Raw genomic sequence first — 11,874 nt, 5'->3', positions numbered from 1 at the left:
AATGAGTGTTGATGCCCGAGGAAGGCTGCGAAAGAGGAAAGTGGTAATCAGAGGAGGACGATGCTGCCCGAGGAGGATGAAAAAAGAGGAACACGGTAATCAGAGGACAGGGATCCATCGTGTATAAAAAGAAAAATAGTAATGGCGATAACTTGCGCAGGAATCCGATCCCAAACGATGAACGTCTCGATAATCCTCAAACAATAAAGGATTTTCCCATATCAATATAGAACTTTTTCTGATAGATTTTAACTAAAAAGGAAGTTTATTCATGAAACTAGACCGTCTTTTAACGATGACGATGATTTTAATAAACCGGAAAAAGGTGACAGCACAGGAGTTTGCTGAACTATTTGGTGTGTCTGTAAGGACCATTTATCGGGATGTGGATACGCTCAGCCAGGCGGGGATTCCTGTCGTAAGCTTTCAAGGGGTGAATGGAGGAATTAGTTTAATAGAGGGCTACCGGATGGATAAGCAGGTGCTGACAGAAGGGGAGTTGGCCTCCATTTCGATTGCTTTAAAAAGCGTGCTTACCTCTTACAAGGATCCGCATGCGGAAGCGGTACTTGAAAAAATTACGGGGATTGCTGAAGGAGCGGTCAAAAATAGTTCGGATTATCTCTTCATTGATTATAGTCCGTGGGGGACAACTCCATTTTTGAAGGAAAAAATGACAACGATCAAACAGGCAATTGAATCTTCCACCTGCATTACTTTTACATACGGAAACGCTGGTGGAAAACAATCCGTTCGTAAGGTTGAGCCTCACACACTTGTTGAAAAAGGGAGATCGTGGTATGTCTACGGCTATTGTCAATTAAGAAAGGCTTTTCGGCTGTTTAAAATTGCTAGGATGAAAGAGATTAAAGGCTGCAAAGAAAAGTTTACCCGCAGAGAAATAGATTTGTCCGAGCGTCCGTGGGACCAAGAATGGAATGCGCCAGAAAATACGGTTGCACTAAAGCTGGCGTTTCAACCTGAACATCGGCTGATGATGGAGGAAATGTTCGGCATCGAAGCGATAGAGGAGGATGCGTCTATTATAAAAGTTGACATCCCAGAGGATGAGTGGCTCTACGGATTTATTTTAAGCTTTGGTAATAAAGTGGAGGTACTGGAGCCTCTTCATATAAGGGAAATAGTTAAAAGACGCGCCAAAGAAATTTTTGAAAATTATATGTAAAATATGACAAACAGCTGTCAGGTTTCCCTTGATATATTGAGTACAAACAAATGAAAGGTGTGTATGATATGAATGCTGTTTTTTGCCAAAGCTGTGGGATGCCGATGAATGAGGAAACGCAATTTGGGACGGAGCTAAATGGAGGAAGAAGCGAGGAGTATTGCGTCTATTGTTATGAAAAGGGTGAATTTAAACAGCCCAACATGACAGTTGAAGAAATGGTTGATCTTTGTGTTCCTTTTATGAAAGAAGATGGTAAAAGTGAAGAAGAGGCACGTGCAATTTTGACTAACTTTTTGCCAACATTAAAAAGATGGAGCGGCAGCGGTAAGATGAATGAACCTGTCGTAATGGAAAAAGAAGCGTTTACCATCATTGGCATGACCGCAAGAACGACGAATGCCAATGAAATGACTGCGGACGCGCTGATCCCGAAACTGTGGGAGAAATATTATCAGGAAAAGGTATATGAACAAATTCCTAATCCTATCAACTCTGTTACATATGGACTGTATTCTGACTACCTTGATGGGGTGAATGGAGAATACAGTATGACAGTCGGACTCCAAGGAAGTGCTGATGGAACATTGCCAGAGGGACTCGTTGCAAAAACAGTACCGGCCGCCAAATACGTTGTTTTTACAACAGACAAAGGACCGATCGCACAAATCGTCATCAAAGCATGGCAGCAAATTTGGGCATGGTTTGAGCAATCTGATTTAACAAGAGCTTACACAGGTGATTTCGAAGTATACGATGAAAGATGCGCAAACCCGCTAGAAGCACAAGTCGACATCTATATCGCAATAAAATAATAATCCACACTGTCCACGAGCGGTGCCTGGCACCGGCCGTGGACATTTTGGTAGTTTTTGTGCGTATGGAGTGGACAGTGTGGATATATCTGCGAAAATGGGTGACGTATCTTCGAAATTGTCCGCATATCTACGAAAATAGCAGGTTTATCTGCGAAATTAATTATATATCGATTTTTCGACAAAAACATAGAAAAGAGGGCATGCCATTGCAAATGGAACAACAAAACATCTTATCGCATTACGAGCAATCGATCCAATGGGTAAAAGAGCTAGAACAATTATCGGAGGAACAATGGCGCACGCCAATTAAAGAGGAAAAGTGGAGCATCGCGGAAGTCATTGGCCATCTGATTCCGTGGGATGAGTTTATCTTAAAAGATCGAATGCCATACTTTTTCAAGGATATCGATTTGCCGAAAGGTCCAGATGCTCAAGCGCTCAATGATCAAGCAGCAGCTGAAAGCAGAATACGAACAAAAGAAGAAACGATTGAGAGATTTGCGGCAACTAGGCAGACACTCCTATCTGCTTTAAAAGAGATAGATGACGAACTTTGGTCTAAGGAGCTAAATATTAGTAAGTCAACGCTTTCCCTTACAGCATATTTTCAAGGAATGGTCGAGCATGACAATCATCATTTTGAACAAATAAAAAAAGTGATTTAATAGAAATGCTGGAGCTGTATTTATGTCATCGGCTTCAGCATTTCTATTTTTTCTTCCACTATCATCCCCACAAATAATGTCAGATATTGATAGAATCTGTTGTTTTTTGCGTAATCTCTCGTCATGCTCATACTTATCCAATAGTATTCTTCTCGATTGATCTTTTATCCTATAGGAATGATGTCGCTTAGAAAAACTAGATAGGTATATAGATGGGGATTGCTATTTTGATATATTAATTTTCCTTCACACAATAGAAAAGTATTTTAATTCCTAAACCCGTTCACATTGAAAAAAGTGGCTTTTCCTGCTGAAAAATGGATAGATTTGTATTATTATTTCAATTTACAAAATATTTAATTATATTAATAATAGACTTATCATAAAAACTAGGAGGAGGAGTAGTATGAATCGCAAATTAGTAGCTTTGTTTGTAGCAGCAGGTTTCGTTTTATCCAGTGGAACGGTCCATGCAACAACGGCTGTCAGTCCAAGTACACAATATGAGGTTGTACTGGAAAATAAGTTTCTTAAAAAAATCAGTGCGGACAATATGTATAAAACGATTGAATTATTATCAAAGGAGCCAAGGGAGGCAGGAACAGAAGGGGAACGTAAGGCCGTCAAATACATAGAGGGAGAGTTCAAGAAGCTAGGCTACAAAACGGAAATTCAGCCATTTCCTATTTACGATTTTAAGACCAATCATGCAAAAGTGAAAATTGGGGACAGCGATCTAGGTGGTACTCCTCATGCATTTAGCGGCAGTGCGAGCGGAAAAGTAACTGCCCCACTGGTGTATGTTGGAAAGGCAACACCGGAAGAAGTTGGAGATGTAAAAGGGAAGATTGTTTTAGCTGAACGTGGAGATATTGCATTTGTTGAAAAGATAAAGAATGTCCTTGAAAAAGGGGCAGTCGGTGTCCTTATGTACAATAATTTAGATGAGGGCAATACTTTCGGACAAGTGGCAGAGGGACAAAATATTCCGGCCGTTGCGATTACGAAAGCAGAAGGGCTGAAGCTAGTTCAGCAGCTAAAAACAAAAGAGATTTCTGTCACATTGGATGTAGATATTGAAAAAATTGAGAAGACTTCCTACAATGTAATCGCTACGAAACCGGCAACAGAAAAGAAACATACAGGACAAATCGTGACAGTTGGTGCACACCACGATTCAGTGCCTGGTGGACCAGGTGCAAATGATGATGCATCAGGGGTTTCTGCTGTCCTTGAATTAGCAAGATTGTTTGCGAAGGAAAAGACGGATACAGAAATTCGCTTCCTTACATTTGGATCGGAGGAAAGAGGGTTAGTTGGTTCTTCCTATTATGCATCTAAACTTCCGAAGGCAGATGTTGATAAAATGGTTGCTCACTTCCAAATGGATATGATTGGCGGCAGAGATGCAGGGGGAGATAACCCTGCTGGCGGATTAATCATGTATACAATTGATGGCAAGAAAAATCTTGTGACCGATCTAGGTGCGGCCTCAAGCTATCATATTTTTAATGAGGTCCTTCCGTATGGACAGCTTGGCCGAAGCGACCATCAGCCATTCCATGACTTAGGAATTCCGTCCGCTTTATTTATTCATTCCCCAGTCGAACCTTGGTATCATCAGCCGACTGACACACTTGATAAGATCGACAAGAAAAAGCTTCTTCAAGTAGCGAAAATCGTGGGGTCATCCGTCTACCAGATTACAGATCCGAAGACACCAGCAATCATCAAATACTACTTCGAAGATCGCCCAGTAGATTAATAAAATGTCCACGGGCGGTGCCTGGCACCGTCCGTGGACATTTTGCTTATGTTTGTGCATACAGCGTGGACATTATTTCATTTGCATAAAAATCTTATATAACTAATTGGGTAAAAAGAGCATCCCCTAACCGAATGCATAAGATGAATTTATAACTCTGAAAGGGGCTAAAGAAAGATGTATTATGTTCCTTATGTATACCCATATCAATATCCTTATCATAACTCGCCAATCGATTACCGTGGAGGAAGTCCTGTTTACTGGAATATCCCTAATGGGGGAGAGCGCACTCTTCAATGGCATTCCCAACAATCATCAAAGGAAAGAGAGCGTATCCATTTAAAGGATTATGGTCCTGAGCCATTTGTGGTTAATATCAATAAGGCTAGCAAGCAAAATCGTTCGTACCGTACGGCGATCTGGACAGGAAAGCATTTGCAGGTTACATTGATGAGTCTTAAGGTAGGTGAAGATATTGGTTTGGAAATTCATCCAACCGTCGATCAATTTCTGCGGATTGAACAAGGCCAAGGGATTGTTCAGATGGGGAATCGGAAGGATAATTTATATTTTAGAAGAAAAGTCTATGATGATGATGCCATCATGATACCTGCTGGGACATGGCATAATGTTACGAATACAGGCAATGTCCCTCTGAAACTTTACTCAATCTATGCACCTCCCCAACATCCAGTAGGGACGGTTCATAAAACAAAAGCAGATGCATTGGCAGCTGAAGGGGAATACGGTCATTAATTACTGATATCCTTTTAAAAAGAACGAATGGGAGGCTGAACAGGTCTCTTGTTTTGAATTCACATTCATAGATTAATGCCGTCTCAGATGCTCCAGTCTCTCCATAGGAAACCTTCCGACAAAATAAATTTCATAGGAAAAGTTTTTTAGAAGTTGTTATAATAAATCAATCAGTGTGTAGAGATATTGGCAGTAGCTTTACTGACCAAAAATATATGTCGCATGATACGTCTGCCATCTGTGTCCACGGGCGGTGCCTGGCACCGCTCGTGGACATTTTGCTTGTGTTTGTGCGTGTACAGTGGACACACACTCAAACGAGACATCAAATTTTAGTAATAAATCGCTCATTTTAAGAGAATTAATAGAATCAATACGGTATAATGATTGTGAACCACCTTCCCGATTAATGATAAGGAGTGATCTAAAATTGGCCCGCAAACACCGCAGCTTTTTCCCCGGTGCGAAATACCATATTACTAGCAGAGGCATTAGAAGGATGGCACTTTTTCACGATGATCAAGATCGAGAGTACTATCTAACACTACTTGCTGAAACGAAGGAACGCCACCCCTTTCATCTTCACACCTACTGCTTAATGACTAATCACATCCATCTCCAGATAGAAACCATCGATACCCCGACTGGAGTCATCATGAGGCAACTTCACAATACGTACGCAAAATATTTTAACAAGCGCAATGATTTCACCGGCCATGTGTTTGAGAATCGTTATGGTGCAGAATGGATTGATAACGCCAAATATGAGCTAGATGTGAGCAAATACATTCACCTCAATCCCCTTAAAGCAGGTATAATCAGCAATTTAGAAGATTACCCCTGGAGCAGCTATCGTGCATACATTCTTAACGAAGAAAACCCTCTTTTAAACAAAACACAAATTCTCTCCTATTTTCCTGAACCCTCATCTGCAGAATACAAGGGCTATCTGACCGCTGGATTTCAAGATCCTGATTTCGATGAAAACGGGAAAATAATAAGGGATATCCCCCAAAAACCAATAACGTTCCTCTATTAAAATAAGGCTTTGTTTTTGATTGGCCTACCAACCGATTCCGTATTATTTTGAACAAACCAAAAAACATTGCCAAATAAAAAAGGAGACACAATCATGGCATCAACCGTACAAAGCTTCACCATTGCAGGTATCCAAGGTCATCTCGTTGAAGTCGAAACAGACACACTCATTGGCCTGCCATCCGTATCGATCGTCGGTCTCGGCGACAAAGCAGTAAAGGAAGCAAAGGAACGCTTGGAGGCCGCAATCAAAAACGCTGGCTACAAGTTCCCGCCGCAAAAAATTGTATTCAATCTTGCCCCGTCAGACATGAAAAAAACCGGCACCCATTTTGACCTTGCGATGGCTATCGGCCTTCTAATTAAAACGAATCAAATCTGTCCAGCCTCTATTTCCCAAACAGGATTAATTGGCGAGTTATCCCTCAATGGCTTTATCCGCCCCGTGGCCGGCATCTTGCCAATGGTCGTAAAAGCAAAAGATCCCCAATTAACTAGATTAATTCTCGCAAAAGAAAATGTTCAGGAAGCCCAGCTCATTAAAGGAATCGAAATGATTGGCTGTGAAACACTGAAAGAGGCGATACATGAAATCACAGGTAAACGGTCCCCGCCAGCTTTAGAAATAATGAATCCTGCCATACCATATGACTACGCCATTGATTTTAAAGATGTAAAAGGACTCCAATCCCTGGTTGATTATATCAGTATAGCTGCAGCGGGTGGACATAATTTTCTCATGGTCGGACCCCCAGGCTGTGGAAAATCAATGATCGCCAAGCGAATTCCAACCATCCTCCCAAAAATGACAGAGGAGGAATCACTCGAGGTAATGAAAATATACAGTGTAGCAAACCTATTAAAAGATAAAAGCAGCCTCATCACGAAGCGCCCCTTTCGATCCCCGCACCACAATGCCTCAACGAACGCGCTCATCGGCGGTGGAATGTACGCATTGCCAGGCGAAATATCTCTTGCCCATAATGGGGTCTTATTTTTAGATGAAATCGCTGAGTTTAGTAAAAAGGCACTGGATTCGCTGAGGCAGCCACTCGAAGATTATACAGTCACGATCTCAAGAGTTGGGGGTTCGAACACGTATCCAGCAAATTTCATGCTCATTGGTGCAATGAACTCTTGTCCATGCGGGTACTACGGCCAAGCAAAATGCCGCTGTACAGACTATGAAATCATCAAATACCGCCAAAAGATTTCTGGCCCGATTATGGATCGAATGGATATTCAAAATATGTGGGTACGGTTGACTTTTTCAATGAAGAGGATGAGGGAATCAGCTCGGCAGAAATTCGTACCCGGGTGGAAAAAGCAAGAGCTAAACAACAGGAACGATATGAAGCGCTGCCTGATATTACTACAAATGCTCAGCTCACGCCTTCTCTCATGAATCAATTTTGCCCGCTTGACAGTGAATGTACAAAGCTGCTGCAGCAAGTGTATGACCGCTTCCGGTATAGCGGCCGATCTCTGCATAAATTCATCAAAATCGCACGAACCATTGCAGACCTTGAAGGGGAGGAGCAAATACACATTCACCATTTAAAGAAAAGCCTATTAAGCCGTGATATTGAAAAGGAATCAACCTATTTAGGAGGGTGAAAATGGAAACTTATTGGATTTGGCTCAGCCGATTAAAACATGTAGGTCCAGTGTGGCAAAAACAATTAATTGAGCATTTTGCGTCACCTAAGGCTGTCTTTGAAGCAACAGAGGAGGACCTTACACAGATACCAAAAATCACAAAAACGGCCATTCAATCGATCCTTAAAAATCGCTGTCTAAAAGAAGTAGAAAATATTCTGGAAACGGCAGAAAAAAATGGAGTAGGCCTGCTAGTCTATACGAGCGAAAATTACCCGAAATTTGCCCGTGAGAGCAAGCAATCCCCGATAGTTCTCTATTACAAAGGAGAACTCCGTCCGCTTCACACGACAGTAGGTGTTGTTGGCGCAAGAAGATGCTCGCCTTATGGAAGAAAAATCGCAAAACAAATAGGAGAGGAACTAGCAGCCATTAACATTCCAGTCATTAGCGGCTTCGCTAAAGGAATTGACAGCTATACACAAGTCGCTTGCAGCCGGAAAGGAGGCTATACCATCTCCTTCCTTGGCTGTGGGCCAGATGTTTGCTATCCGTCAGAACATAAGGTGCTCTATCATCAAATCCTCGAAAAAGGCGGTGCATTTCTCTCGCAGTACCCACCAGGGACACCACCGTCTCCCAAATACTTTCTCGCAAGAAATGCGCTCATTAGCGCCTGGTCCACGGAGCTTGTCATCGTGGAGGCTGGTGAACAGAGCGGCGCCCTTTGGACCGCCGAATTTGCCATCAAAAACAAAAAAACCGTCTATGCTGTTCCGAACCGGATTGATTCACAAGAAGGGATCGGTACGAACCGCCTGCTTGCTAAAGGCATCCCGCCATACCTTGGTATTCAAAGCCTTCAAGCGAGCAAAGAAAAACGAGAAAACAGCAAACGGTTTCCGGTAATGATCATTCCTGAATCTCCCATCCTCAAACTTCTTTCAGATTCACCTGCCACCATTCAGCATCTATCCAAGCAATTAAACCTCGACGTCGCCGAAATCATGGATCAGCTATTCGAATTAGAAATGGAGAAACAAATTATCGTTAGGGGGAATATGGTCTATCGCGCTTGAGGTATTGTAATTCAGGTAACATTCTAATAGCATGAAAAAATTGATAGAAACAGGATTATTATTTCCGCCGGATCATTCTTATCCTAAAAAGAAGGAGAATTAACATTAATTGGTGAATAAACTTACTTTGGAGTATAAGTATTATTTTTATTGGTGACCGGAATCGAGCTGGAAGAGGGAACATCGGTAACCCAATGCCCTTACTCACGGCTAGCTTTCTGAAGAAAAGGCATATCCCGATCGTCTAGCTTCTCTCACAGCTACATATTTAAAAGGAGGACCTCCTATGCAGCCACTCATCATCGAAAAAGCTCCAGCAAGCATAACAATAAAATTAAGCCCTAATCCAATCAAGCTGCCTCATGAAATCCGCAGCCACCATGAATGCTATTGGAATGAACAAATAAGGAAAAACCCTTCACTAAGAAATGGAGAAACCTTTACGATTATAGATATTAGACAGACACCTGAGGAATTAGAAATGACCGTTGCAAAAACCGACTACAAACACTATCTATATACGATGTACCATCCAGATTGCGACTATCCTTGTAAAGTCATCTATTCTTGCGCATCGGTCATTACGAAAGACAACTACATTGCTTTTGGCAAGATGAATCAGATGACCTCTACCCCTGGGCGTCTGCAATTCACAGGTGGCGGACTGGATGAATCGGATTTAAGAGATTCTGTATTTGAAATAAAAGAAAATATTAGCAGAGAATTAAAAGAGGAGATGGGACTGGACATTTATTCACCAGCTGTTCGTTCGTTTAAACCTAAATTCTTAAAGCATAAAGGTTCCCACGACTTTTGGGCGGTTATCTATGAATTATCGATAGAGTATACAGCAAAAGAACTACATGATTATTTCTTAAATTATAACCAACATATAATAGAAAATGGGCATCTGCCTGAGTTTGAGGAGTTCCTGTTCATTCCTTTAGAAAAAGAAGCCGTAGAATCCTTTATTCAAAATGAAAAAGCACCAATGGTCGACTACTTAGCTCCAATTCTCATAAAATATATAGAAAAATAGGGACACGGGGACAGGTTCATTGTCCCGATAACATGTCACTTAGTGTCATTCTGCAATGACAGAGAGCCGATCATTTACTGAAATGATCGGCTCTCTATTTCTATTATTAACTGGGACAAGGTTCCTGTCCCTCTGTCCCATCTATTATTTAATCGTAACCACGGTTTTCAATGGGATGTGATTGAATAGCCATTGGACATCAGCGTTTTTCAGTCGAATGCAGCCTAAGCTGACATAGCCTCCAATGGAGGATGGATCGTTCGTTCCATGGATTCCATATTTTGTTCCCTTTGTTCCTGGTACGTCAAGGCCGAGCCAATGGCTGCCGAACGGATTCTTTGGATCGCCCCCAGGAATATCTTTTGGGCTATACCATGGTTTTTCAATTTTGTTAACAATTCTAAACGTTCCTTCAGGTGTGAGTGATGAGCTTTTCCCTGTCCCAACCGAAAAGGTCTTTATTGCTTTCTTGTCTTGATACACCACAAGCTGGTTTGTTTTTTTCGTAATAACGATGCTGTACACGCTTGTTGCCTTCTCTTTATCTTTATTTTCTGACATCTTTTGCAACACATAAGGACCTGGGATCTGCACCGTTTCCCCATATTTTAAAAGATCCGGATTTTTGATTCCATTAAAATTTGCTAATGGCATACGATAAGCTGCGGTTCCATAGTATTTTCTCGAAATACTAGCAAGCGTTTCACCTTTTCCTACCTTATGATTAAACATAAATTCAGGATTCGGAATCTTAATTTTCATCCCTGATCGAATCTCTTTTGCGGGATCAGTAATCCCGTTATATGAAGAAATCTTAGATTGATACTGGCTGTTTGAAAAATAGAGCATTGTAATGCTAAAAAGAGTCTCGTTCTTCTTTACTTCATGTTCGATTACACGAATATTTTCTTTCTTTTTCACTACCTCAGGTTTACTCACAGGAATGTCTGCTTTCTTTTCCTCCACATTTTGACAAGTACATTGCTTCTCTGCTTTTGTCTGTACTGCATCTACTTTTATTTCAGTTTTTAATTCCTGCTCAACTTTTGCTGCTAAAACTTGCTCCTGATTTGCAAGCTTCTCTTTTGGTTTCACTTCTTGATAATCCTGCTCAAACTTGGTGCTTGATTGAATAGCTGGTACTGCTGCGAGTAGACCTATTAATAATAAAAGCATGAAAAAAATGAAAGTAAAACGCCTTTTCCTTTGCCTGCTATCTCTAATTCGCTTAGACCGAGAGAGCTGCCCTTTATGAACATCCTTCTTACTCGACATGTTTCTTCCCCTCACACTAAAATTCTACAAAACCCACCAAATTATAGCTTGTTATAGAAGGAAATAAAGCAAAAATAATAAAAATAGGACCATTAAAATAACAAATTAAACCTAATTGACTAAAATATGGAATGACTTTTAGCGGAACTATAGCTAAAACGAACCTATTCTTCCTGCACCCTTTTACCTAGCGGGACAATTGGACAGGTTCACAAGGGTTATAAATATTCCAAATATAGTAAACTTGTTAACTCCTAACATCGAGTTCACGATTGAGTATGTAAATGTGGGCCTACATTTAAAAAGGAATGAAATGTGAACGATGAACAACCGAAATGCTAGATTAAATCATAAAGTCGCTTGATAAAAGATTAAGAGTACGAGATAAAATGAAAAAGTTGCTAGATAACTTCAGCAACCTGCACGATAAGTTAGAAAAAATGAGTGGGATTTGTATGTTAATAGCTGAAATGCTAGATAAAATCATAAAGTCGCTTGATAAAAGGTTAAGAATACGAGCTAAAATGAAAAAGTTGCTAGATAACTTCAGCAACATGCAAGATAAGTTAAAAAAATGAATGGGATTTGTATGTTAATAGCCGAAATGCTAGATAAAATCATAAAGTTGCTCGATAAAAGATTGAGAGTACGAGA

Annotated in this window: 11 protein-coding genes; 10 read left to right on the top strand and 1 reads right to left on the bottom strand. The window is 40.9% G+C overall.

Annotated features, from left to right (window positions below; all coding sequences use genetic code 11):
* Positions 1 to 271: 271 nt before the first annotated feature.
* The 10 genes from RUH74_RS23350 (at position 272) to RUH74_RS23305 (ending at position 9,945) form a co-directional block, all read left to right on the top strand.
* Positions 272 to 1,186, top strand: coding sequence for a helix-turn-helix transcriptional regulator (locus RUH74_RS23350; protein WP_313805036.1), 915 nt, complete (start codon positions 272 to 274; stop codon positions 1,184 to 1,186).
* A gap of 68 nt (positions 1,187 to 1,254) precedes the next feature.
* A complete protein-coding gene (locus RUH74_RS23345) occupies positions 1,255 to 2,001 on the top strand; it encodes an effector binding domain-containing protein (protein WP_313805033.1) in 747 nt (248 codons plus the stop codon).
* A 215-nt stretch (positions 2,002 to 2,216) separates the two neighbouring features.
* The gene (locus RUH74_RS23340; protein WP_313805039.1) at positions 2,217 to 2,669 is read left to right on the top strand and encodes a DinB family protein; all 453 of its coding nucleotides are present in this window, start codon (positions 2,217 to 2,219) and stop codon (positions 2,667 to 2,669) included.
* 406 nt (positions 2,670 to 3,075) lie between these two features.
* Entirely contained in the window at positions 3,076 to 4,434 is a 1,359-nt protein-coding gene (locus tag RUH74_RS23335) for a M28 family peptidase (protein WP_313805030.1), read from the top strand.
* Positions 4,435 to 4,611: 177 nt separating this feature from the next.
* Positions 4,612 to 5,190, top strand: a complete 579-nt coding sequence (locus tag RUH74_RS23330) for a cupin domain-containing protein (protein WP_313805027.1) — start codon at positions 4,612 to 4,614, stop codon at positions 5,188 to 5,190.
* A 430-nt stretch (positions 5,191 to 5,620) separates the two neighbouring features.
* On the top strand, positions 5,621 to 6,229 hold the full coding sequence (locus tag RUH74_RS23325) for a transposase (protein ID WP_313805024.1): 609 nt from the start codon (positions 5,621 to 5,623) through the stop codon (positions 6,227 to 6,229).
* A gap of 93 nt (positions 6,230 to 6,322) precedes the next feature.
* On the top strand, positions 6,323 to 7,633 hold the full coding sequence (locus tag RUH74_RS23320; protein WP_313805021.1) for a YifB family Mg chelatase-like AAA ATPase: 1,311 nt from the start codon (positions 6,323 to 6,325) through the stop codon (positions 7,631 to 7,633).
* Positions 7,546 to 7,845: a magnesium chelatase subunit ChlI family protein gene (locus tag RUH74_RS23315; RefSeq protein ID WP_313805018.1), complete on the top strand. Its 300-nt coding sequence runs from the start codon at positions 7,546 to 7,548 to the stop codon at positions 7,843 to 7,845. The genes RUH74_RS23320 and RUH74_RS23315 overlap by 88 nt, the downstream gene beginning before the upstream one ends.
* Positions 7,846 to 7,847: 2 nt before the next feature.
* The gene (locus RUH74_RS23310) at positions 7,848 to 8,906 is read left to right on the top strand and encodes a DNA-processing protein DprA (protein WP_313805015.1); all 1,059 of its coding nucleotides are present in this window, start codon (positions 7,848 to 7,850) and stop codon (positions 8,904 to 8,906) included.
* Between the two features lie 286 nt (positions 8,907 to 9,192).
* Positions 9,193 to 9,945: an NUDIX hydrolase gene (locus RUH74_RS23305; RefSeq protein WP_313805012.1), complete on the top strand. Its 753-nt coding sequence runs from the start codon at positions 9,193 to 9,195 to the stop codon at positions 9,943 to 9,945.
* A 144-nt stretch (positions 9,946 to 10,089) separates the two neighbouring features.
* On the opposite strand, the gene RUH74_RS23300 is transcribed toward RUH74_RS23305, so the two are convergent.
* Positions 10,090 to 11,220: a L,D-transpeptidase family protein gene (locus RUH74_RS23300; protein WP_313805009.1), complete on the bottom strand. Its 1,131-nt coding sequence runs from the start codon at positions 11,218 to 11,220 to the stop codon at positions 10,090 to 10,092.
* Between the last annotated feature and the right edge of the window lie 654 nt (positions 11,221 to 11,874).

The organism is Cytobacillus sp., from assembly GCF_032154635.1.
Lineage (GTDB): Bacteria > Bacillota > Bacilli > Bacillales > Cytobacillaceae > Cytobacillus.
Note: the sequence above shows the minus strand (reverse complement) of the source record. Positions and strands in the feature narration are given on the sequence as shown.